Genomic DNA, 22,626 nt, shown 5'->3' with positions numbered 1-22,626 from the left:
GCCATGGAGATCCAAGGCAGAGATATCGCGACCGAATGCTACCGAGTGGTCGTCGACGTGGACGGCCACAACGTCACGGGGCTGGTGCCGGAACGGCACGCCCCGGCCTTCCTCGGTATCGGCGGCCGCCCCAGCCACCAGGACGCCTATGTCTGGATCGCCCGGAACAAGGACAAGATAGAGGCCGCCATCGCGATGCTCGCGCGCGGCCAGGGGCGCCCCAAGGCGCCGTTCAACGAAATCACGCTGATCGAGGAGCACTAAGATGCCCACGGAAATCCTGATGCCCGCGCTCTCTCCGACAATGGAGGAAGGCACGCTCGCGAAATGGCTCGTCAAAGAGGGCGACACCGTAGGAAGCGGTGACCTGATGGCCGAGATCGAGACCGACAAGGCCACGATGGAGTTCGAGGCCGTGGACGAGGGCGTGGTGCTCAAGATCCTGATCCCCGAGGGCAGCGAGGGCGTGAAGGTGAACACCCCCATCGCCGTGATCGGAGAAGAGGGCGAGAGTGCTGATGATGTGGCCAGCGCCTCCTCGAGCCCGTCCGGGCCCTCCTCGGCAGATGTGGCGAAAACGCCCGCCAAGGCGGATGAGCCGCCCGCCCAAACCGCACCCGCCCCTGCGGCGCCGGTCGCCGCCGATGGCAACCGCATTTTCGCCTCGCCTTTGGCGCGGCGCATCGCGGCGGATAAGGGCTTGGATCTGGCGCAGATCAAGGGCTCTGGCCCGCGCGGACGCATCGTCAAGGCGGACGTGGAAAGCGCGACCGCGCAGCCTGCAGCGGCGCCCGCCGCCGCCCCCGCGGCCAGCACGCCTACGCCTGCCGCCGCACCCACCGGGCCGTCGACGGATGTTGTGCTGAAGATGTATGCCGACCGCGACTTTGAAGAGATCCAGCTCGACGGGATGCGCAAGACCATCGCCGCGCGCTTGGGCGAGGCCAAGCAGACCATCCCGCATTTCTACCTGCGCCGCGACATCCACCTGGACGCGCTGTTGAAGTTCCGCGGCCAGCTCAACAAGCAGCTTGAGGCGCGCGGCGTGAAGCTCTCGGTGAACGACTTCATCATCAAGGCCTGCGCGATTGCGCTGCAGCAGGTGCCCGCGGCAAACGCCGTTTGGGCGGGTGACAGGATGCTGCAGCTGAAGCCCTCGGACGTGGCCGTGGCCGTGGCCATCGAGGGCGGGCTGTTCACGCCCGTGCTCAAGGACGCGCATATGAAGTCGCTCTCCGCGCTGTCGGCGGAGATGAAGGACCTCGCCGGTCGGGCGCGCGACCGCAAGCTTGCGCCGCATGAATACCAGGGCGGCAGCTTTGCGATCTCCAACCTCGGCATGTTCGGGATTGAGAATTTTGACGCGGTGATCAACCCGCCGCATGGCTCGATCCTGGCGGTCGGCGCGGGCGCCAAGAAGCCGGTCGTGGGCGAAGATGGCGAGCTGACCGTGGCCACGGTGATGAGCGTGACGCTCAGCGTGGACCACCGGGTCATCGACGGCGCGCTTGGGGCCGAGTTCCTGACTGCGATCAAGGAGAACCTTGAGAACCCGGTCGCGATGTTGGCCTAGCATTCTCAAAATTGCCGTCGCGGAGCACTTCCGCGGCGGTTGCCTGGAAAATCAGCCACGACTTAACCGAATCCTCACGCTAGATGGGCTAGTCGACCTCACGTGCCAAGTTAAGAGGGCGACTGAGCAGGATGAGTAAAGACACCTACATCGTCACCGCCAAGGAAATCGCGGCGATGCCGCCTCAGACACGCGTTCATTTCCTGAACCCAAATGCGCGCCGTAAAGAGCGCGACGTCGGAGCTTTAACCGGGCTTAGTGAGATCGGATTTCAGTTGGTTGAGGTCCTTCCAGGCCATGAAAGCACCGAGCATCACGTGCACCACCATGAAGAGGAGTGCCTGTTCGTGTTAGAAGGCGAGGCGACCGCCCGCGTCGGCGCGGACGTGTATCAGCTCAAGCCCGGCGACTTTATGGGCTGTCGCAAAAGCGGCCTCGCGCATTCCCTCAAGAACGATTCCGATAAGCCATTCCGCTGCATCGCCATCAGCCAGCGCAAGGACCACGACGTGTCCGACTACCCGCGCGCCGGAAAGCGGCTGTTTCGCAACCGCGATCTGACATGGAACATGGTGGACAAGCGCGTGATCGATCGCCCCTTCGGGGTGAAAACGTAGCCCTCCTAGGCCGCGTCGCCGCCGGTGGCGTTCAACAGCTGATCCATCGTGACCGAGGGCTGGTCGCACCCCGCCTCGCCCACGATTTTGGCCGGCACGCCGGCCACCGTCTTCATCGGCGGCACCTCGTGCAGCACGACCGAGCCCGCCGCGATGCGGCTGCAATTGCCGATCTTGATATTGCCCAGCACCTTAGCGCCGGCACCGATCAGCACGCCGCAGCCGATCTTTGGATGCCGGTCCTCTTCCTCTTTGCCGGTCCCGCCCAAGGTGACCGAGTGCAGCATCGAGACATTGTCACCGACAACGGCCGTCTCGCCGATCACAATGGAATGCGCGTGGTCGATCATTATGCCCTGGCCGATCTTGGCCGCGGGGTGGATGTCGACGCCAAAGACCTCGCTGCAGCGCATCTGCAGGAAATAGGCCATATCTTTGCGCTCCTCGCGCCAGTACCAATTGGCGACGCGGTAGGCCTGGATCGCTTGGAAGCCCTTGAAATAAAGCAGAGGTTGCAGGAACCGATGGCAGGCGGGGTCGCGATCAAAGGTCGCCACGATGTCGGCGCGCACGGAGGCGCCGATCGCCGGGTCGGCGATATAGGCCGCGTCGGCCATCTCGCGCAGGAGTTGCTCGGAGACCTCAGCCGAGGCCAGCTTTTGCGCCAACCGGTAGGCCAACGCACGCTCTAGCGTGTCATGGTGCAACACCGAGGCATGCAGAACGGCACCCAAAAGCGGTTCTTTCCCTATGGCCTCCTCCGCCTCAAGCCGGATCCGGCTCCAAACGGGATCAACCGCCGCCATCTTCTTGCGAGTCTCAGCCATCGAACTATCCTCCGATACGGGTTCTCATATATATCACATAGGTGCCGCATCGGAATAACAATATGCCGGGGGGATGATTTTTCGTGATGGACGATATTGCGCTGGCTGAACTTCGTGCATCTCTATTGGATATCCTGGCCGAGATTGACGCCGGGGACGCGCTCGGCAGCGCGGGTCAGAAAACCGTCGAGCTTGACCAGCAATCCGTTGGGCGATTGAGCCGGATGGACGCGCTGCAATCGCAGGCCATGTCCAAGGCGACACAGGCGCGCCGCGATCAGCAGAAATCTCGGGTCGCCTCGGCTCTGGCGCGCATGGATGACGGCGAATACGGGTATTGCGCCGAATGCGGCGAGGATATCCCGCTCAAGCGCCTTGCGCTCGACCCAACAGTCCCAACCTGCGTGACTTGCGCACGCGGTTGACCAGCGCGTCGAAAACCTGCGCGAGGCACGCGCAATATTCGGTATCCTCCAGCGGGGGCTCCGGCGGCGGTCGCTTGCGCAGCGCCACCGCCATAAGCGAGCCGTCGCCCCAAAACGGATGGATTGCGCCCTCTGAACGGCGATAAATATCCGCACGCTCCGCCTGGCTGAGCAACCGGTCCAAGATCAACGGTCGCGCCGCCTGCGGAGCATCGTAAAGCACACGAGCTGCGGCCACGATATCCCCATGCATCACCGGGCGCATAATGCGTTCCAGTTCAAGGCGTTAGAGGGCAAGATGGACCCCGCGGGTCCCACCCATGTCCCATGGTAAGGTGATTCTGTGAAGAAACCGTTCACAGGGACATGGGCACCCAGCCCCACCGAATGCGCCCCCATCAGACGCTCGGCACCGTCGGCAGGTAGTAATGCAGCGCCAGCCGCACCTCGCCCGCGGCGAAGTCGCCGCCATTCGCCGTCAGCTCAAGCGGCGTGTCCGCATAATAGGTCACCGGCTGCCCCGTGATGCCCACGAACCAGCTGCCCTGCGCCAGCCCGATCCCGCCGCCATAGCGGTTCACAGCACCGCTGACGCCAATGTCAAAGCTCGTCACCGCGCCGGTGATCGCCGTCTTCACCCGCCCGGTGACCGCAAATACCATCGCGTATTGCGGGATCTGCGTGCCCGGCGTCGAGACCGCCTCAGCCCCGAAGGCGTGATCGAACTCCACCACCTGAAAGGTCGAGGCCGCGCCGTTGGGCGACACCGCCAGCGCCGCGCGCACCCAGCCGCTGCCGTCAAAGGTCGCCGCGGTGCCCTCGTCGGCGATGTAGCCGCGCCAGCCCAGGCTCGGCGTCGAGAACACCCAGCCGCCATTGGACCAGACCGCGACCTGCCCCTCCTGCCCGGCCCAGGCGTTCACCGCCCCCACCGGCACGAAATACGCCTCGCCATCGACGGCGGCCAGCGGCGGCGTGACCACCGTCGCGCTGGCCAGCACCAGCTGCGTCAGCCCGTCCAGCTTGGTCAGCGCCTCATTCACGGTCACATGTTTCTGCGCCTGCGCGGGCTGCAGCAGCGGCAGCCCCAGTTGCAACGTCTCAGCCATCGATCTCGATCCTCCTGAAGGGCCCGGGGCCAAAGCGGTCAGAGACCTGGGCCACGGCAATTTGATAGGCGCCGGTAACGCCATCGGCGGCTTTCTCGGCGGCGGTGTAGGTAAAGTTCGGCGCGGTCACCTCGGCCTCGCGCAGCAGGGTCGCGCCGTCGAGAACCCTCACCGCGTATAGCTCGCGCCCCTCGCCCAGCGGCACCTCAACGGATTGCCAGCTGTCGCCGTCGATCCTTGTGCGCCGGACCCAGCCGAGCGTGACGCCGCCAGAGCCATCGGGCGTGGCCCGCAGATGCGCCGGCGCGAAGGGCCGCAGCCCGACCCCGTCAAACGCCTCGACACGGTGCTGATAGGACGGGTCCTCGAGCGGCCGCTGCGCCGGACCGATGCGATAGTGCCGCGCCAGCCCGCGCGCCGATTGCGCCAGCTCTATCTGCTGCAGCGCGGGCGTCAAAAGCACGAACACGCTGCCAACGGGCCAGAACTCTGGCATCAAGCCGTCGGTGCCGGCCTGCCCGCGCAGGCGCGCGGTCAACTCATAGGTGCGCGGGCCCACCAGCGCGGCGTCCCGGAACTGGAACACCTCCCAATTATCCGCGCTGCCATCGCCGATTGCGGCGGCATTGGCGCCATTCAGCAGCGCCTCTTGGGGGACCGAGGCCAGATCGCCGTAAACCAAACGCACCCGCAAGCCCGCGCCGCGATCCAAAACGCCCGACTTTGCGGCGCCCATCTGGGTCTCGGTCACGCCGATCACCGCAGCGCCGGCCAGAAGCTGGTTCAGCTCATAGCCGTTATCCTGAGCCGCGCTGTAAACGGCGACCGTGCCGGGCCAGGGCCGCGCGGTGGCGGCGATATGCGGGGCGTGCTCGACCTCCTGGCCGGTCAGCAATGGCAAGTCCAGGAACACCGGCTCGACCGGGACCGGCGCCACGAAGGGCCGCGGGCGCACCACGGCCTCGACGCTGTCAGAGAAGTCGTAGGTCTCGGGCTCCACCCGCACCGCCTCCAGCATCTGGAACTCGGCCTGCTCGACGCGGTCCACGCGGTAATGCGTGGGCCCGCCATCGAGCGGCAGCGCCACCACATCACCGGCGCGTATCGCCATCTCCGACGGCGGCAGCGCGAAATGCGCCACGTCGCGGGCCACGCGCGACTCGCTCAACCAGCGCTCCACGATGGCCCGCGCCTCGCGCTTGGTCAGCACCAGCGGCAGATCCGAGCGCGCCACGCTGGTCGCAGCCTCGTCGGGAAAGATCGCCTCCTCGGCGCGGGCATCGAAGGCACCGTCCGCCTCGACAAAGCTCAGCCGCAGCCGCCCCGCGATCTCGGCCTCCGGCGCGCGCGACAGCACCAGATCGCCATCCGCCTCCGGGGACACGGCCACGCGTTCGGGGTCAACATCCGCCACCGCGCGCCCGTCGCGCGACCGGAACACCAGCTGCCCCTCGCGCTCGATCGCGTCAAAACCATAGGCCAGCATCAGGGGCTGCAGCCGCTCGCGCGCCGTGCCGGTGTTGCTGGGCATGAAGCCGCGCACGATGCCGTAGAGCTCCGAGACGTCATAGGCGTCCACGCCCGCCGCCACGCAGATCTCGGCCACCAGCACCGGCAGCGACCGCGCCGAGCCACGCCCGTTCAGCCAATGCCCCTGCAGATAGTTCTCGGCATCGGTCCAAAGCCCGTCATTGCCCGGGAAGTATGGGTAAGGACGCGCGTCCCAGGCCCAGACATGCGCGCGGCTCATATCCACCATCGGCCCGCCATAGAGGATCGAGCTGGGGTTGTTCTCGGCCGCGCCCCAATAGGAGTTCATCGCCCGCAGATACTGCGCCTGGATCACATCATCGCGCCGCCCGTTCGAGTAATGCGGCAGCTGCGATTCCGAGGATTTCGGGTCGAGGAACTTATTGGGCTGGTTGGTGCCCTTGTCTATCGCCGCGCAGCCGTATTCGGTGAACCAAATGGGCTTGGATTGCGGCTGCCAGCCGGTGGGGTCGGTCTGCCGCACGCCCGCGATTCGGTTGTGATGCGTGTTCTCCCACCAGCCGCGCAGGTCCTTGTAGCGAAAGACCCAATCCTCGCCATGGGCGCCATCCTCGATCGGGTGGCGGTCCTGCACGGACCGCGATCCTTCTGACGGATAGTACCAGTCATAGCCCTCGCCCCCGGCCACGTTCGCGCGCAGGTAATCGAGGTTGTAGATCGCCCCATGCGCGGCATCCGCGTGCTCGCGCCCGTCGCGCCAATCGCTCAGCGGCATGTAATTGTCGATGCCGATGAAATCGATCTCGTCATCCGCCCAAAGCGGGTCGAGGTGGAAATACACGTCGCCGGAGCCGTCCTGCGGGTGGTAGCCGAAATACTCGGACCAATCGGCGGCATAGCCGATCTTGGTCTCCGGCCCCAGGATAGCGCGCACGTCCGCGGCCAGCGCGATCATGGCCTCCACCGCCGGGAACCCCGTCGCGCCGCGGATCTGCGTCAGGGCGCGCATCTCAGACCCGATGCAGAATGCCTCGACCCCGCCCGCCTTCGCGCAGAGATGCGCGTAATGCAGGATGAAGCGGCGATAGGACCATTCCGCCGGGCCGGTATAGCCGATGCCCTCGGCATGGTTGGCAAAGTCGGCGACCGCCGCGCTGCCAAAGAAGGCCGCGACCTCGGCATCGGCGGCGGCGGTGCCGTCTGTGGACCCCGCTTGCCCAGGGGCCTTGCCGGTGGTGATCCGCCCGCGCCAGGGCAGCACCGGCTGATCCGGCGCGTCCGAGTACGGGTCGGGCAAGCCGTTGCCGGCAAGCTGCTCCATCAGAATGAACGGGTAGAAGGTCACCGCCTGCCCCGCCGCTTTGAGCGCCGAGATCGCCTCGATCACCGAACGGTCGGTGGGCGTGCCACCATAGACCGGGCGGTCTTCGTCGCGCGGCACCTCCTCGGCGGTGGTGCGGTTCAGGCCCGAGACGAACCAGGGCATGCCGGCGCCCTCTTCCAGCTTATGCTCGACCTTCGGCTTGAGGTCGCAGGTCTCGCAGCGCAAATCGTCTCCAAACCAGGACGCCACCAGCACCGTCGCGCCGCAATTGGGCAACTCGCTCGCCAGCCCATCCAGGGACGCCAAGAGGTCGGTCTTGCCGCTGGCAGAGTTGACGTTGGCGGGCCGGTTCTCGCCAAAGCCCGCGTGGTAATGCACCGGGGTGGTGGCCAGCGAATACTCCCCGGTCCCGGGGATCAGCGCCACGCCCTGCACCGCCTCGGCCACGTCGTCGGCAACGCCCGGCAGGTCCACGGGCGCAGGCCGCGTGACCTCGAAGGTCAATTGCGGGATGCGGTTACCGAAGCGCGTCAGATCCAGGTCCTCGATCACAACATAGGCCAGCCCGCGATAGGCCGGCACCAACCCAGAGCCTTCCACGGCCTCGATCTTGGGATCGGGCATCTGGTCCTCGGTGCCGTGATAGACCCGCATCGTGACCGAGGTGTTCTCGATCAGCTGGCCATCCGCCCAGATGCGGTTCACGCCGCTGATCTCGCCCTCACACAGCGCAACGGCAAGGCTGATCGAGTAGCTGTACTCGCGCGTCGTCGGCGTGGCCGGGCGCGGTGCGCCCTTGCCGCCAGAGCCCTCTGTCGTTGTGACATGCTCTTGGAACCGGGTGGCCCAGATGACCTGCCCCGGCACGCGCACGCGCCCGTATAGGGTCTGGACCGGCGTGCCCTCGCTGGCGCTGGTCAGGCGGAAGCGATCCACCTGCCCGGTCTCCACCACCTCGGATCCGCGCCCCATGATGCGCTGGTCGATCACCTGGCCGATGGTGGCGCCAATGGCCCGCCCTATGATCGCGGTCGACAGCCCAAAGACCGTGCTGTTGATGGCGCTGCCCGCCGCGAAACCGACTGCAGATAAGACAATCGTGGCCATCAATCGCTCCCTTCCGGAAAGGAGAACCGCGCCACGATCCGGCGCCGCCAGGGCGCGGAGAGCGGGCTCTCGATCACCCCATGCCTGGAATAGGCATGGACAAAACTTGGGCGGGGCGCGGTCGCGCCCTGCAGCCCTAGATGTTTGGCGACACCGCCGTCGCGCATGCGAAACAGGATCACGTCGCCAGGCGCCTCGGCGCCCAGTGGTTTGGCCTCTAGGGCGCGCTCCGCTGCGGACCAAAGGCGCTCCTCGCGGGCGGCCTCGCTCCAATCGGCGGTGTAGGCGGGCACCGGTTCCGGCTCGGAGCCGTAAAGCGCCCGCCAGACCCCGCGCAGCAGGCCCAGGCAGTCACAGCCCGCGCCCTGAACCGAGGCCTGGTGCACATAGGGCGTGCCGATCCAGGCCCGCGCCTCCGCCAGCGCCGCCTCAGCCCGCAAGGGCGGTGCTCGTCTCGGCGGTCAGGCTGCCGCCATCCATGACCTGCCCGGACGCGGGATAGGCCATCAGCCAGTCCTCGCCGGGGATATGCGGGAACCCTTGGAAGTTCAGCAGGTTGTTGAACTTGAGCCGGCAGGTGCCCGGCCGCTTGTCGCAGCCCGCGTCAAAGCGCACCATGTCGCCGGTCTCGACCGCGTCGCCCAGCGCTTCCCAAAGCTCGACCACCCGGCCGTCCGCGCTCAGCCGGTCGTTCTTCACCAGCCCGATCAGGCCCGCCGCAGGCCCGGTCAGCACCCGCGCGCGGCCGCCCTCGAACCATCGGTCGTCGTAGTTCTCCAGCCCCGCGAAGCGAAAGAGCTTGCGGTCCTCCACGATCTCCACCGGGCCCTCAAAGAAGTAGCCCGCCTGGTTGAGATCGAACTTGCAGCCCGCGTCGCCCAGCACGGCGCCGCAGGGGCCCTGATAGGCGCGGCCCTGCGGTTGGTTAAGATGCTCGGTCAGTCCGCGCAGCTCGGCGTTGAAGGCGCCATTGGCGCGGGTGATCTCGCCCAGCGTGCCGCGGAATTGCAGCCAGCGCTGGTTGACGTCCTGCCAATTCACCAGCCAGGCGCGGATCTCCGCGCCGTCAAAGCGGCCCGCATGGATGTCCTCCTCGCGGATCGCGGCGTCGTTCAGCACGCCCACGGCCTCCGTGTTGTCCACCGCAAGCCCGGTGGCTTGCTGGATGGCGCGTGCGGCCAGGCCGGTATCGGCGCGGAAGGAGATGTTCTCGAACGAAAATCCCAGGTCGTGATCGGTGAACCCATAGGTGGTGCCGTCACGGCGGGTCAGCGCCCAGGCGCGGCAGATCGTGGTGGCGCCGGTCTTGAGATGCGCCTCGAATGCTTCAGGGATCGCCATTAAACCCGCACCTCCACGATTGGAACGCTGGGCACATCGCCGGCCTGGAACGAGGCCACCGAGGTCTGGATCCGGTCGGTGTCAAAGCGCACCGGCACGTCGAACTCGAACCCTGCGGTGACCTGCGCGCCCGCCCCGGGAGCGGTTAGGATGGTCACCAGCCCGGCGTCGTAATCGGCGTTGAAATGCACGGTCTCCACCAGGGGGTCGCCCTGCAGGCCCAGGCGCAGCGTGCCCGGGACCAGCTTTGTAATCGGCCTGGTGTAGGATTGCGCGCCGGAGGCATAGGTCTTGCAGACCTGAAAGACCTGCGTGACGCCGTCCCCCACCGCGATGTCCTGGTCCTCAAAGGTCACCTGCTTTGAGGCGGCACAGGACTTGTAGTCCGACCAGTCCTTCCAGCGGAACCCGTTCAGCTGCCCCTGGCGCGCCTCGAAGAAGGCGATCAGCGTCTCGACATCGTCCAGCGAGCGCATCGAGACGCCCGCGTCATAGCGCCTGCGCGCATGGGCCCAGGGGCTGTTGCGCTCCTCAAAGCCATTGGCCAACGTCACGATCTCCGTGCGCCGCTCCGGCCCGCCGACCGAGCCAAAGCTCAGATTGGCGGGAAATCTCACCTCATGGAATCCCATGGCACTCTCCTCGTCCGAAGAATTTCTCTGCCCAAGCCAACGCGTATTCGTCGAAGGTTGGACTTATCGGTTGCGCTGCCCGCGCGACAAAGCCCGGCTCATCTGCGCGGCGACCTGGCTTTGGCTGCGGCGGAAGCCCTCGACATCGGGGGTCTGGATGTTCATCACCACGCTGACCGGTCTGCCGCCGCCCCCGGCGCGCACGCCAAGCTTGCCGTCGGGGCCGCGCGACAGCGGCATGATTGCCTCGGGTCCGGCCTCGCCCATCAGGCCCATGCCGCCCCGCATCGGGAAGGTCACGGGCGAGGACACCACCCCGCCGCGCGCGAAGGGCATGACGCGGCCCTGCGCGAAGGCGCCGCCATCGCGAAAGCCCAGCAGCCCGTTCACAAACCCCGAGATGCCGCTGCCAATGTGATCGGCCACCGGCTCGATGGCGGCGGCAAAAGTGGCCTCCGAGATCGACAGCGCCAGGTTGCGCAGCACATCGCTCAGCTTGTCGCCATCCTGGATCAGCCCGCGAAACGCGCGGGAGACCTGGTTGCTGATCGTGTCGGACGAGATCCGGTAGCTATCCGCGGCACGGCGCGATTCCTCGCCATTGCGCGATACCTCTTGCGTCAGCGTCGCGACCGAGCGCGCCGCCTCTTCGGCGTTCAGCTCCAGCGGCGCTATGGCGCTGCCCAGCAGGTCATCTTCATCCATCTCCGTCTCCTTTTGCTCGGTCGGGGAAGTCGCGCAGAAGATCCTCCAGCCGCGACCGGCCCAGCGCGGCGGCACCGCCGCCTTCGCGCCCAAGCATCAACATCAGCTCCACCGGGGTGAGCGCCCAAAACTCCTTTGGGCGCAGCCCCAGCCCGTGCATCCCGGCCCGCATCAGGCCGGGCCAGTCCAGCCCCTCAGCCATCGACGGCAAAGGCGCGGCGCAGCAGCTCGCCCGCGGCGCGGGTGGCCGCGGTGGGCCCGCCCTCAATCTCGGCGGTCATCAGATCCGCCTGCGCGCCCTGCCAGCCGCCGCCGCGCAAGCCGGCCACGATCAGCGCCAGCACGTCGCGCGCCGAGACCTGACCGCCCTCGAACCGCTCGACCATCTCGATCAACGATCCCGCCGCCAGCCCGGCCTCCAGTTCCGCAAGCGCGCCAAGCGTCAGCTTCATCACCCGCGGCTCCCCATCGATGGTCAGTGTGACCTCGCCCGTCCAAGGGTTCGCCATCTCTCGCCTCGCTCTCTCTACAGCGCCGTGAAGGTCAGAACGCCGGCCGAGGCCAGGCTCATCTCGAACGTGGCCTCGCCGTTATGCGTGCCCGCATACTCGATCGAGGTGATCTGGAACGGGCCCTGGACGGTGCCAAAATCGGGGATGATCACCTGGAAGGTCGGCACCTCGGCGTCAAAGAAGATCTGGCGCGCGCGCTCGTCGGTGGTCGCGTCGCGGAAGATGCCCGAGCCCGAGATCGAGGCTGATTTGACCCCCGCCCCGCCCAGCAGCTCGCGCCAACCGCCCTGGCTCTCCAGGCTGGTGACGTCCACGCTCTCGGCGTTGAAAGAAATCCGCGAGGCGCGCAGCCCCGCAATGGTCTCGAATAGACCGGCCCCGGTCATGTCGAGCTTGATCAAGAGATCCTTGCCGTTCTGGGCGCCCATATGCGTCTCTCCACTTCAAAAAGGAAATTTACGTGTCTTCCACCAGCGCTCGAAAGCGCAGGTCGATCTTGCGTTGCGTACCGCGGCTCATGCGGTCGGCCTTGGCGCGCACAAAGCGCAGGCTGATCAGGCGTCCGCGGCTCAGAACCAGGTCGGCATCCACCAGCGCGTCAGAGACGACGGTGGCCACGTTCTTGGCGTTCTGAAATCCGGCGCCGTCGCTGACCACGGTCACGATGAAATCATGCGCGGCCCCGGCCTGGGACGCGTCAGAGCGGTCCCGGACCTCCTCTGGGCCCAGAACCAGGTAGGTGCCTGGTATGGTGCCCGGGGGGGCGGCGTCGTAGATCGCCGTGCCAACCAGCGCGGTCAGGCTTAGGTCCGTCTCCAGGCGCTGAAAGACCGCCGTCTGCAGCGCCGCCGCCATTGCATAGCTCATGTGCTCACCTCCTCTGCGCGGGCAAAGCACACCAGATAGCGGGCGTCGAAATCCGCCTCCGTGACCGCCAGCAGCGAGAAAATGCGCTCGCCGTCGCGCATCCGCTGGCCGGGCTTGGGGCGGCTCGGCGCGCCAAAGGGCGCGGCGCGCAGGGTGATCTTGTAGGGCACCGTCGAGATCGACAGCCCGGCCTGTTCCGCATCGCGCCCCGTGCCGGCCTTGACCGAGGCCCAAAGCGTGCCCGCGACCTGCCACGTCTCGGAATAACCGCCGGCGTTATCGCGGGTCCGATACGGCACCTCTAGCCGCAGTTTCCGGTTCAATTGCGGGCGTTTCATTTCGCCGCCTCGCCGAACAGGCGCACGGTGCGGTAGCGGTCGATCAGCAGGCTCACGCCAAAGGGCATGGGCTTCTCGCCGGCCACCATGGCAGAGCGGTTCTCGTAGTAATGCGCGGCCAGCAGGAACACCGCCTGGCCCAGGTCGGGCGGCAGATCGGCCCAGGTGGCGCCGAAGCCCGCGGTAAAGCGCAGCTCGACGCTGCCCTGGTGCGGGATCGTCGGCAGGTGGTGGCCCACGGCCGTCAGGCAGGGCCGCTGGCTGTCGGGCGCCAGGCGGTAACTGGCCGGGTCAACGATGGTCGCGCCGCCGTCGCGGTCCAGCAGCTTGATCTCGGTCAGCGCCGCGACCGGTGCCACCGGCAGGACCTGCCGCGCGGGCTGGCGCCAGGCGGTCAGGGACCAGGAATAGCTGCGCGTCACCAGGACCTTGCCGGTGCGCGCCTCAATGGCGGCCATCGCCGCGCGGACATAGCTTTCCAGCACGATGTCTTGCACGCTGTCATCGGCGAACCCCGTGCCCAGGCGCAGATGGTCTCTGAATTCTGTGACCGGCAGGGCCTCGATGGGCACTGTGGTCTGCTCGACTAACATCATATGTCGATCTCCGTGTATCCGGCCCCCAGGTGTCTCAAGTTGATGGACGCGCGCCCCCGCGTTGCTCGGACGGAGGGGAGCAGCTAGACAACGCCTCGTTTGATTGGCGCGCGTCCACCTGGCCGGGCCTGCTCAGACCCGGCCCGTCTCGGCCTGTGTTAGACCGAGAACTTCAGCAGCTTGATCGCGTTAAAGTCCGTCACGTCGCCGCCCACGCGCTTGGAGGCGTAGAACATCACATGCGGCTTGGCCGAGAACGGATCGCGCAGGATGCGCAGGTCGGGGCGCTCGGCGATGGTGTAGCCGGCGCCGAAGTCGCCCAGGGCGATCGACAGGCTGCCGATGCCAATGTCGGGCATGTCCTCGCAGACCAGCACCGGGTAGCCCAGAAGGCGCGGCGGCTCGCCCGCAGCAAGGCTGTCGGCCCACAGGAAGCGGCCATCGGCGTCCTTGATCTTGCGCACGGCGCCCACGGTTTTCGAGTTCATCACGAAGGTCGCGTTGGCGCGGTACTGCGAGCCCAGCGCAAAGACCAGATCGACCAGGGCGCTGGCGGGATCCACAGCGTCGAAATCGCCATTCACACCGGTGGCGACATGCCCCAGCTGGCCCCAGGTGTCGGTGCCTGCGGCGACGGTCGGGTAGGTCAGGAACCCGGTGGGCTTGTCGATGCCGTCGCCCGAGATGAAGGCGGCGCTCTCGGCGCAGGCGAACTTCTCGGCCACACGGTCGGCCAGCCAGGCCTCGATGTCGAAGGCGCTGTCATCCAGCAGGCGCTGCGAGATCTTGGGCAGTGCGGAAAGCTCGTGCAGCGGGATCGAGATGCGCTCGATGGCGGGGGTGGAGGTCTCGGCCGCGTTGGCGGTCTCGGTGGCCCAGCCCGCGCCGGTCTCGGTGATGTCGATCAGCACGTCGTAAGAGGCCGCCTCGACATTGACGATTTTCGCAATCGAGCGGCACGAGGCCGTCGAGCGCAGAACCGCCTGGATCTGCTGGCTGGTCTTGGGGTCCACCAGATAGCCGCCATCGGCGTTCACCGCGGTGTTGAGCGCCTTGCCCTCAAGCTCCAGACCGCGCAGCGCGCCGTCATCGCCGGACCGCACATAGGCCTCAAAGGCCTTCTGGTGCGGCGCCTCCACCTCTGCCGAGGTCGCCAAAGCCGGGCGCGCCCGGGTCAAAGATTTCCGATCAAGCATCATCAGTCGCTCTTCCTGCTGTTGAAATTTCGTCTTCATTTCGGTCTGGAACGCCCCCAGATCCGTTAGGAACCCGGCCAGCGCGGTCTTCACCTCGTCCGCCGGGCTTGCGGCGGTGAAAGGCACAGCCTCTCCGCCCCGAGCCTTGCTCTCGGTCTCACTCATCATCGATTTCCCTGATTGATAGAGTTGTGGCTGTGCTGGCTTAGCTGTTGGCCAGCGCCTGGCGGGCGTCCTGAATGGTCGCCGCCAGCTCTCGCAGCAGATCGTTCTGTGCGGCCTCGGGCGCGTCATCGCCCTTGGCCCCGACCCGCGCGTCCGGAAGCATCGGGAAGGTCACCAAAGAGACCTCCCAAAGCTCCAGTTCCGACAAAAGCCGCTGGCCCTTGCCATTCTTCTGGGCGCGCACCGTGCGGTAGCCGATGGACAGCCCGTCGATGGCCCCCGCCTCGATCAGCGCCACCGCCTCGCGGCCCTTGTCTACATCCGCCAGGATCCGTCCCTTCACGAACAGGCCGCGCGCGTCCTCGCGCACCTCGTCCCAGACGCCGATGGGCTGGGCCGGGTCATGCTGCCAGAGCATCTTGACCGACCGGTTGGCCTCGGTCAGCGTCTTCAGCGAGTGCGCATAGGCCCCCGGCTCGACCACGTCGCCGCCCTGATCGGTCTTGCCGAAAAGCGAAGCATAGCCCGCGATCTCAACCCCGTCGGTGACCTGAATGTCCTCCCCGAGGCGGCAGAATTTGTGCTCAAGGCTTGGCATCGTATCCATGTGTTTTCCTTTCAAATGACCGCTCGGTCCGCCCTGGCGGGCGTCCTCGCTTTGGCAGCGCGCACGATCTTCAGGCGTCATCGGCAATCTTGGGCAGGCCCAGCAGCATCCGCTTCTCGGCCTCCGTCAGGAAGGTCGCCGAAGAGATGCGCATCCATTGCTGGTCGCGCTCCGCGGCCAGCGCCGGCACCTGGTCAAGGTCGGGCTTCAGCGTCACCGCCTCGCCGCTGAACTCGCCCAGCCAGTGCGAAATCGCCGCGGTCACCCGCGTGGCCAGGGGCAGCACCGTGAGCCGATAGAAGGCGCGGTTCGCCTCGGCGTAGTTGGCGTATGTGGCGTCCCCCGGGATGCCTAGGATCATCGGCGGCACCCCAAAGGCCAGCGCGATCTCGCGGGCGGCGGATTCCTTGGTCTTCTGGAACTCCATATCGGTGGGCGAGAAACCCATGGGCTTCCAGTCCAGCCCGCCCTCCAGCAGCATCGGGCGGCCGGCGTTGGCCGCGCCCTGGTGATAGCTCTGCATCTCGTCCAGCAGCCGGTCATACTGATCCGCCGCCAGCGAGCCCATCCCGTCCGCGCCCTTATAGACGATGGCGCCCGACGGGCGCGCCGCGTTGTCCAACAGCGCCTTGGACCAGCGCGAGGCGGCGTTGTGCACGTCCAGCGCGGCGGCGGCGGCCTGCATCGGCGAGAACCCGTAATGATCGTCCTGCGGGTGGAAGTTCTTGATGTGGCAGATCGGCGACGGGCCCTCGCCGACATGAAAGCGATGCTTCTTGCCCGACACGGCGTATTCGAAACCAACGGGCCAGCCGTCCGGCCCCGGCACCACCGACATCCGATCCGAGCGCAGCACATGCAGCTCCAGAGGCAGCCCCATATCGCCGCTCACCGCCTCGACATAGCCGTCGCCGCTGAGCAGAAGCTGCGCGTAGAGCGCCTCAAGCAGCTCGGCCCGCCCCTGCGCGCCGTTCGGGCGCGCGATCAGCGACAGCAGCGGATGCACGTCATAGCGCCGCTCCTGGTCTTGCAGGTTCAGCGGCAGCGCCGCCGCGGCCTCGGCGATCAGCTTCACCGAGCGAAAGCCGATCGGGTTCGCCGCAAAGCCCTGCCGCGTCAGCGACCCGGTGTCTCGCGGCGTCCAGGCCACGCGCCCGGACGAAGAGGACAGCGCCGCCAGCCGCCCCGTGGCCGAGGCCTTCTTTTCCGGCACCGCGGCCCGGTCTCGCTTTAGAAAGTCGAACATCTGCGTCAGCTCCTCATCGTCGCTCATCTGGCGTCTTTCAAAGGCCCCCGCACCGGCTCATGGCAGTCCGGTGCGGGGGCAGCAGCGGAAGGGGGCGCTCCCTGGGTCGCTTCGCCCCGCAGGGGCGCCCCACCCTTCCGATCTCAGTCTTGTCGGGCTCGCTAAGCGTGCCCAGGTTCCGTTGACCGCGTTACTGCAGGGCGCGTATCTGCGGCCGCCGGTACTGCGCGGCGGGCGCGATCATGAGGTCATGGATCGCCCAGACCAGCGCGTCCACGCGGTCCGGAGAGCCCTTGCCCAGAAAGCCCTGCGCCGTCATCTGGCACATCTGGTCCTCTAGCGCGCCCAGGTCCGCGGCGTGCTTCACCCGGCCCTGCTCATAGAGCGCGGCCACCGGCTCGGCCCGCGCGGCCTTGCCGCGGCTGGCGCGCACCGCGCGGTAGGGCACCATCGGGTCGATCCCGTGCACGATCTCTTGCACCATCTCGCCGCCCTGGTTCACCTCGGCAACCAGCCGGTCGGCGCCCCAGCGCTCGCGCGCGTCGATCGCGGCCTGCGCCCAGGCCGACGGCGAGGCCGCCGCGACCGTGGCGTCCTCCAGAACGTAGCCGCGCCAGTCCTGCGGCGGGCCCTGCGTGACCGCGCCCACCACGACGATGCCGCAGGCGTCGGACCGCTTGCCGCTTGTCACCGGCGGGTCGACCGCGACCACGATCCTGTCCAGGGGCGGCGGGTCCTCGACCCGCGATCCCTCCAGCATCTGACCGGTCCACAGCGCCCCTTCCGCGTCATCCAAAAGCACCCCGTCCAGCTCCTGCCGGCCCAGCCTGGTGCCCGCGTAGCGGGCCCGCACCTCCTGCAGAAAGCTCGCCGCCAGATAGGCGCGGTTGGCCTCGGTGGCGGCATGGGTGGTGACCGTGGACGCGTTGCCCAGGATCGACTTCAGCACGCCCACATTGCGCGGCGTCGTGGTGACCACCTGCCGCGGCGCCTCGCCGAGGCGCAGCGCGAATTGCAGCATGTCCCAAGCCTCGCCGGCGCGCTTCCACTTGGCCAGCTCGTCCACCCAGGCGGCGTCGAATTGCGGGCCCCGCAGGCTTTCCGGCTCATGCGCCGAGAAGACCTGCGCCACCGCGCCGTTCGGCCAGACCAGGCGCCGCCGCGTGGCCTCCCATTTCGGGCGCCGGTCGGGCGGCGAGCAGGCAAGGATGCCGCTCTCGCCAAAGATCATCACCTCGCGGGTCTGGTCCAGCGTCTCGCCGACCAGGGCCAGGCGCCGCGCCGCGCCCGGCGCGGTCGGGGTCGCACCCTCGACCTGCGCGCGGACCCACTCGGCGCCTGCGCGGGTCTTGCCCGCGCCGCGGCCACCCAGGATCACCCAGGTGCGCCAGTCGCCCTCCGGCGGCAGCTGGTGCTCCAGCGCCCAAAACTCGAACAAAAAAGGGAGCGCCAAAAGCGCTCCCTCACTTAGCTCATCCAAGAAGGCCTCAGCCACTCCCGGCGGCGCGCAGGCGAGCCAGGCGGCGCCCGATCTCAGATCGGGCGGCGGCGTAATCGACCGCATAGGATCCTTCAATCCCGGCGGTTTTCTTTCGCTCATCTGCAACGCGGTTCCTTTCGGTCACGGCCATCTTCCAGCCCTCGGCAAGCTCCTTAAGAGCGGTGCGAGCGCGGCCGATGGCCTCGTCATCATCCTGTCGTGCTTTAGAAAGCAATCGGCCAAGGATCACCCCGGCCTCTTCAAATAGTTGTTCGGCCACGGCCAGGCTCTCGTCCTGGTCCGCGCCCTCTTCAAAGGGTTTGATTAAAGTCATTTTTTGTAAGCCTGCCTCATGCTTGGCCCCTCTTGGGGCAGGCGCCCCGAAAGGGGCGGGACCTCCGCACGAGAGAAACGAAAAAGCGGCCCACGGGGGGTGTCCCCGGCGACCGCTTGCCCATTTCTTCCAGCTTGACTGATTTCTACTTTGGACCGTCCCGAAAGTCAAGAAGTTTAGTGTTAACAGTATGTTAACCGGGCGCGCGTTAAGAGAGTGTTAACCTCGCACCCTAGTTATTATTGCGCTCGGCCTCGATCGCGCGCCACTTGGCGACGTTTTTGTTGTGCTCCGCAAGGGTCTCGGCAAAGGCGTGCCCGCCGGTCCCGTCGGCTACGAAGAACAAGAACGGGCTGCTCTCGGGGTTCAGCGCCGCCTCGATGCTGGCCACGCCGGGGTTGGCGATGGGCGTGGGCGGCAGCCCGTCGATCACATAGGTGTTGTAGGGCGTCGCCCGGCGCAGCTCGCTCTGGCGCAGCCCGCGCCCCAGCACCCCCTGCCCCTTGGTGATGCCGTAGATCACCGTCGGGTCGGTCTGTAGGCGCATGCCGCGGTTCAAACGGTTCACGAACACCGCCGCCACGGTGCCGCGCTCCGCCGCGACGCCGGTCTCTTTCTCGACGATGGAGGCCATGACCAGGGCCTCCTCCGGCGTCTGGTAAGGCAGGTCCGCGGCGCGCGCGGCCCAGGCCGCTTCCAGGCGGCGGGTCTGCGCGGCCTCCATCTGGGACAGAAGGTCGCCGCGATCATCGCCCACCACGACCTCGTAGCTGTCGGGCGCCAGGCGCCCCTCGGGCGGTACAGCCGCCACATCGCCGGTCATCACGTCCACCGCGCGCAGGCCCTCGACGATCTGCCAAGAGGTCACCCCCTCGGCCAGCGCGACGCGATAGCGCGTGTCCGAGCGGTCGCGCACGGCCACAAACTCGGCGGGCGGCTCGGCGTCGGAGGGCGTGAAGGCCACGGTCTCGACAAAGCGATTGGTGGCCGGGTCCAGCTCGCGCACCTGCACGCCGATGCGGTTCACGCCGATGCGGTACACGATCTCGGTCCCGCAGGTGGATTGCCCGCCCCGGGTCACGATGTCGACGATCTCCTCCATCGAGGCGCCCCTCGGCACCAGGAAACTGCCCGCCTTCAACTGGTTGGCTTTATTGGCATAATCGGCGCCGATGCGGAAAATTCTTGAGCTGCTGACCGCGCCCTGCTCGGCCAGGTCTTCGGACACGGCCCCCATGTTCGACCCCGGGGTCACGCGCACGCAGATCGGGGCCTCCAGCGGCCCGGCATTGCTGTATTGCGCCTTGCCCCAGCCCACGGCCGCCCCCAAGGCAATCATCGCAACAATGATCAGCGTCAGCCCATTAGAGGCGATGGATTTCCACATTGGCGATGTCCTTGGTACCTGCTCCGCACATAGTATAGCGCCCGACGCGCGGCGCAAAAACCCCGCGCGCGCGCAAACGCAGTCTTGGCAAAAACCCGCAGGGGAGGCTCAGGACACCTGCCCCAGAACCAGCGAGGCATTGGTGCCGCCGAACCCAAAGGAGTTGGACAGGGCCACCTTGATCTCGCGCTCCTGCTTGACCAGCGGGGCCAGGTTCAGCGTGGTCTCCACGGCCGGGTTCTCTAGGTTGATCGTCGGCGGGGCCACCTGGTCGCGGATCGCCAGGATCGAAAAGATCGCCTCAATCGCGCCGGCGGCGCCCAACAGATGCCCGGTGGCGGATTTGGTCGAGGACATGGTGGCCTCGGGCGCCTTGTCGCCGAGCAGGCGTTCTACCGCGCCAAGCTCAATCGAATCCGCCATGGTCGAGGTGCCATGGGCGTTGATGTAATCCACGGCCTCGGGCGCGATGCCCGCGCTCTTGAGCGCGGCGGCCATCGAGCGGAACGCGCCGTCGCCATCCTCGCTGGGGGCGGTGATATGGAAGGCGTCGCCGGACATGCCATAGCCCAGGACCTCGGCATAGATCGTGGCGCCGCGTGCCACGGCGTGGTCGTACTCTTCCAGCACGACCATGCCCGCGCCCTCGCCCATCACGAACCCGTCGCGGTCGGCGTCATAGGGGCGGCTGGCGCGCTGCGGCTCGTCGGCCCACTTGGTGGACAGCGCCTTGCAGGCGTTGAAGCCCGCGATGCCGACCTTGCAGATCGGGCTCTCGGTGCCGCCCGCGACCATCACATCCGCGTCGCCATACATGATCATCCGCGCCGCGTCGCCGATGGCATGCGCGCCGGTCGAGCAGGCGGTGACCACCGAATGGTTCGGGCCCTTGAAGCCATACTTGATCGAGACCTGCCCGGAGACCAGGTTGATCAGCGATCCGGGGATGAAGAAAGGCGAGGTCCGCCGCGGGCCTTTTTCTTCGACCTGAAGCGACATGTCCTGGATCCAGGTCAGCCCGCCGATGCCAGAGCCGATCATCACGCCCGAACGGTGCTTGTCCTCGTCGCTTTCCGCGACCCAGCCGCTGTCCTCGACAGCCTGCGTGGCCGCGGCGATCCCGTAGAGGATGAACGCGTCGATCTTGCGCTGCTCTTTGGGCTCAAGCCAGTCGTCGGGGTTGAACGTGTCGCCGCTGCCGTCGCCGCGGGTCACCTCGCAGGCGTAGCTGGTGCCAAAGGCCGTGGTGTCGAACTTTGTGATCGGCCCGGCCCCGGACTTGCTGGCAAGGATGTTCGACCAGGTCGTGTCCACCCCTGTGCCCAGGGGCGTGACCATTCCTAATCCGGTGACGACAACTCGACGCATGACCGCCTCATTTTATTAGCTTGGACATTGTTCGCCCTGATACACGGGCGAGCGCGGGGGGGGCAAGGCCCCAGGCGAAGGGCCCGGGCCCAGATATGCAAAACGGCGCCCGCTTGGACGCCGCGTCGCCGAATGACCCAGGGTGCTACTTGGCGTTGGTGATGAAACCAACCGCATCACCGAAGGTCTGGATCGTCTCCGCCGCATCATCGGGGATTTCGATGCCGAACTCTTCCTCGAAGGCCATGACAAGTTCAACGGTGTCCAGGCTGTCGGCGCCCAGATCGTCGATGAACGAGGCGCCTTCGACGACCTTCTGTTCCTCAACACCCAGGTGCTCCACAACAATTTTCTTCACGCGTTCGGCGATGTCGCTCATTGGTGGTCCTCACGTTCTTTGGGGTCACTGCCCGCAGTTAATTTGCGCCCTCGTTGGAGCGGGTTGTCCGGGCCGCGATCCCTCGCCGCCTAATGCCAAGCGCAGCCGCCCCCGGCAAATCTGCGCCGCCTATAGCATATCGTTCCGTTAACGCAAACGCTTTGTGCCAAGGCATACGCCCGCCTAGAACATGGCCATGCCGCCGTTCACATGCAAGGTCGCGCCGGTCACATAGGACGCTTCGTTGCTGGCAAGATACAGCACCGCGGCGCCGATCTCGTTGGCCGCGCCCATGCGCCCGGCGGGGACCTGCTTTAGAATGCCGTCCTTTTGCTCGTCCGTCAGCTTGTCGGTCATCGCCGTGGCGATAAAGCCCGGCGCCACGACGTTGGCGGTGATCCCGCGGCTGGCGGTCTCGTAGGCGATGGACTTGGTCAGCCCCACCAGCCCGGCCTTGGCGGCGGCGTAGTTCACCTGGCCGGGGTTGCCCGTCGAGCCCACGATCGAGCCGATGTTAATGATCCGACCCCAGCGGGCCTTCATCATCGGGCGCATCACGCCTCGGCAGAGCCGCATATTCGCGGTCAGGTTGACCTCTAGGACCTGCGCCCACTCCTCGTCCTTCATGCGCATGAAGATCTGGTCGCGGGTGATGCCCGCGTTGTTGACCAGGATGTCCAGGCCGCCCATGGCCTCCTGCGCCTGCTTGGGCAGGGCGTCCACCGCCTCGGCATCGCCAAGGTTGCAGGGCACGACATGCGCCCGCTCGCCCAGCTCTGCGGCCAGAGCCTCTAGCGGCTCCACACGCGTCCCGCTCAGCGCCACGGCGGCGCCCGCGTCATAAAGCGCCTTGGCGATTGCCCCGCCAATGCCGCCCGATGCGCCGGTCACCAGCGCGGATTTTCCTGTCAGATCGAACATAACCCATCCTTGCCTTGGCCCCGGGCGCAGCGTCCCTGCCCTTGGGGCAAAATCCATGCTCGACCTATCCCAATCCCGC

27 protein-coding genes are annotated in these 22,626 nt (G+C 66.9%); 4 read left to right on the top strand and 23 right to left on the bottom strand.

Annotated features, from left to right (window positions below; all coding sequences use genetic code 11):
* Positions 1-3: 3 nt before the first annotated feature.
* The 3 genes from AIOL_RS07750 (at position 4) to AIOL_RS07740 (ending at position 2,190) form a co-directional block, all read left to right on the top strand.
* Complete coding sequence (locus AIOL_RS07750; protein ID WP_049642458.1) at positions 4-264, top strand: hypothetical protein; 261 nt, start codon at positions 4-6, stop codon at positions 262-264.
* A gap of 1 nt (position 265) precedes the next feature.
* On the top strand, positions 266-1,573 hold the full coding sequence (locus tag AIOL_RS07745) for a pyruvate dehydrogenase complex dihydrolipoamide acetyltransferase (RefSeq protein ID WP_049642457.1): 1,308 nt from the start codon (positions 266-268) through the stop codon (positions 1,571-1,573).
* A gap of 131 nt (positions 1,574-1,704) precedes the next feature.
* Complete coding sequence (locus tag AIOL_RS07740) at positions 1,705-2,190, top strand: cupin domain-containing protein (RefSeq protein ID WP_049642456.1); 486 nt, start codon at positions 1,705-1,707, stop codon at positions 2,188-2,190.
* Between the two features lie 5 nt (positions 2,191-2,195).
* Here the strand turns inward: AIOL_RS07740 and cysE are convergent, their stop codons facing one another.
* Positions 2,196-3,017: a serine O-acetyltransferase gene (gene cysE / locus AIOL_RS07735; RefSeq protein WP_049642455.1), complete on the bottom strand. Its 822-nt coding sequence runs from the start codon at positions 3,015-3,017 to the stop codon at positions 2,196-2,198.
* An 86-nt stretch (positions 3,018-3,103) separates the two neighbouring features.
* On the opposite strand from cysE, the gene AIOL_RS07730 reads away from it, so the two are divergent.
* Positions 3,104-3,442 carry a TraR/DksA family transcriptional regulator gene (locus AIOL_RS07730; protein WP_049642454.1) on the top strand — a complete coding sequence of 113 codons (339 nt, stop codon included), beginning with the start codon at positions 3,104-3,106 and terminating at the stop codon, positions 3,440-3,442.
* Here the strand turns inward: AIOL_RS07730 and AIOL_RS26445 are convergent.
* The 22 genes from AIOL_RS26445 to fabG all read right to left on the bottom strand — a co-directional run bounded on the left by AIOL_RS26445 (position 3,384) and on the right by fabG (position 22,547).
* Entirely contained in the window at positions 3,384-3,695 is a 312-nt protein-coding gene (locus tag AIOL_RS26445; protein WP_449240103.1) for a DUF7742 family protein, read from the bottom strand. The two genes, AIOL_RS07730 and AIOL_RS26445, sit on opposite strands and share 59 nt — an antisense overlap.
* Positions 3,696-3,840: 145 nt before the next feature.
* On the bottom strand, positions 3,841-4,551 hold the full coding sequence (locus AIOL_RS07725; protein ID WP_049642453.1) for a DUF2793 domain-containing protein: 711 nt from the start codon (positions 4,549-4,551) through the stop codon (positions 3,841-3,843).
* Entirely contained in the window at positions 4,544-8,473 is a 3,930-nt protein-coding gene (locus AIOL_RS07720) for a baseplate multidomain protein megatron (protein ID WP_049642452.1), read from the bottom strand. The genes AIOL_RS07725 and AIOL_RS07720 overlap by 8 nt, the downstream gene beginning before the upstream one ends.
* Positions 8,473-8,913, bottom strand: coding sequence for a peptidase (locus AIOL_RS07715; protein ID WP_049642451.1), 441 nt, complete (start codon positions 8,911-8,913; stop codon positions 8,473-8,475). Before AIOL_RS07715 ends, AIOL_RS07720 begins: the two co-directional genes overlap by 1 nt.
* Entirely contained in the window at positions 8,903-9,814 is a 912-nt protein-coding gene (locus tag AIOL_RS07710) for a DUF2163 domain-containing protein (protein WP_049642450.1), read from the bottom strand. Before AIOL_RS07710 ends, AIOL_RS07715 begins: the two co-directional genes overlap by 11 nt.
* Positions 9,814-10,446 carry a DUF2460 domain-containing protein gene (locus AIOL_RS07705; RefSeq protein ID WP_049642449.1) on the bottom strand — a complete coding sequence of 211 codons (633 nt, stop codon included), beginning with the start codon at positions 10,444-10,446 and terminating at the stop codon, positions 9,814-9,816. The genes AIOL_RS07710 and AIOL_RS07705 overlap by 1 nt, the downstream gene beginning before the upstream one ends.
* Before the next feature lie 63 nt (positions 10,447-10,509).
* Positions 10,510-11,151 carry a phage tail tape measure protein gene (locus tag AIOL_RS07700; protein WP_049642448.1) on the bottom strand — a complete coding sequence of 214 codons (642 nt, stop codon included), beginning with the start codon at positions 11,149-11,151 and terminating at the stop codon, positions 10,510-10,512.
* Complete coding sequence (locus AIOL_RS07695; protein ID WP_049642447.1) at positions 11,144-11,353, bottom strand: rcc01693 family protein; 210 nt, start codon at positions 11,351-11,353, stop codon at positions 11,144-11,146. The genes AIOL_RS07700 and AIOL_RS07695 overlap by 8 nt, the downstream gene beginning before the upstream one ends.
* Positions 11,346-11,660, bottom strand: a complete 315-nt coding sequence (locus tag AIOL_RS07690) for a gene transfer agent family protein (protein WP_049642446.1) — start codon at positions 11,658-11,660, stop codon at positions 11,346-11,348. The genes AIOL_RS07695 and AIOL_RS07690 overlap by 8 nt, the downstream gene beginning before the upstream one ends.
* Before the next feature lie 17 nt (positions 11,661-11,677).
* The gene (locus tag AIOL_RS07685; RefSeq protein WP_049642445.1) at positions 11,678-12,091 is read right to left on the bottom strand and encodes a phage major tail protein, TP901-1 family; all 414 of its coding nucleotides are present in this window, start codon (positions 12,089-12,091) and stop codon (positions 11,678-11,680) included.
* Between the two features lie 28 nt (positions 12,092-12,119).
* Entirely contained in the window at positions 12,120-12,530 is a 411-nt protein-coding gene (locus AIOL_RS07680; RefSeq protein WP_049642444.1) for a DUF3168 domain-containing protein, read from the bottom strand.
* Entirely contained in the window at positions 12,527-12,868 is a 342-nt protein-coding gene (locus tag AIOL_RS07675) for a head-tail adaptor protein (RefSeq protein ID WP_049642443.1), read from the bottom strand. Before AIOL_RS07675 ends, AIOL_RS07680 begins: the two co-directional genes overlap by 4 nt.
* The gene (locus AIOL_RS07670) at positions 12,865-13,464 is read right to left on the bottom strand and encodes a head-tail connector protein (RefSeq protein ID WP_049642442.1); all 600 of its coding nucleotides are present in this window, start codon (positions 13,462-13,464) and stop codon (positions 12,865-12,867) included. The genes AIOL_RS07675 and AIOL_RS07670 overlap by 4 nt, the downstream gene beginning before the upstream one ends.
* Positions 13,465-13,622: 158 nt before the next feature.
* The gene (locus tag AIOL_RS07665; protein ID WP_049645320.1) at positions 13,623-14,825 is read right to left on the bottom strand and encodes a phage major capsid protein; all 1,203 of its coding nucleotides are present in this window, start codon (positions 14,823-14,825) and stop codon (positions 13,623-13,625) included.
* Between the two features lie 40 nt (positions 14,826-14,865).
* On the bottom strand, positions 14,866-15,432 hold the full coding sequence (locus tag AIOL_RS07660) for an HK97 family phage prohead protease (protein ID WP_049642441.1): 567 nt from the start codon (positions 15,430-15,432) through the stop codon (positions 14,866-14,868).
* Positions 15,433-15,502: 70 nt separating this feature from the next.
* On the bottom strand, positions 15,503-16,678 hold the full coding sequence (locus AIOL_RS07655) for a phage portal protein (RefSeq protein ID WP_049645319.1): 1,176 nt from the start codon (positions 16,676-16,678) through the stop codon (positions 15,503-15,505).
* 190 nt (positions 16,679-16,868) lie between these two features.
* Complete coding sequence (locus AIOL_RS07650; RefSeq protein WP_082152474.1) at positions 16,869-18,242, bottom strand: DNA-packaging protein; 1,374 nt, start codon at positions 18,240-18,242, stop codon at positions 16,869-16,871.
* Positions 18,166-18,492, bottom strand: coding sequence for a hypothetical protein (locus tag AIOL_RS07645; protein ID WP_049642440.1), 327 nt, complete (start codon positions 18,490-18,492; stop codon positions 18,166-18,168). The genes AIOL_RS07650 and AIOL_RS07645 overlap by 77 nt, the downstream gene beginning before the upstream one ends.
* A 232-nt stretch (positions 18,493-18,724) precedes the next feature.
* Positions 18,725-19,879, bottom strand: a complete 1,155-nt coding sequence (mltG, locus tag AIOL_RS07640; RefSeq protein ID WP_049642439.1) for an endolytic transglycosylase MltG — start codon at positions 19,877-19,879, stop codon at positions 18,725-18,727.
* Positions 19,880-19,987: 108 nt separating this feature from the next.
* Entirely contained in the window at positions 19,988-21,247 is a 1,260-nt protein-coding gene (gene fabF / locus AIOL_RS07635; RefSeq protein WP_049642438.1) for a beta-ketoacyl-ACP synthase II, read from the bottom strand.
* Between the two features lie 145 nt (positions 21,248-21,392).
* A complete protein-coding gene (locus tag AIOL_RS07630) occupies positions 21,393-21,626 on the bottom strand; it encodes an acyl carrier protein (RefSeq protein ID WP_049642437.1) in 234 nt (77 codons plus the stop codon).
* Between the two features lie 183 nt (positions 21,627-21,809).
* Complete coding sequence (gene fabG, locus AIOL_RS07625; protein ID WP_049642436.1) at positions 21,810-22,547, bottom strand: 3-oxoacyl-[acyl-carrier-protein] reductase; 738 nt, start codon at positions 22,545-22,547, stop codon at positions 21,810-21,812.
* Positions 22,548-22,626: the final 79 nt, after the last annotated feature.

It is taken from the genome of Candidatus Rhodobacter oscarellae (assembly GCF_001078595.1).
In the GTDB taxonomy this organism is placed as follows: domain Bacteria; phylum Pseudomonadota; class Alphaproteobacteria; order Rhodobacterales; family Rhodobacteraceae; genus Rhodobacter_B; species Rhodobacter_B oscarellae.
This window is presented reverse-complemented; position numbering and strand designations above follow the sequence as displayed.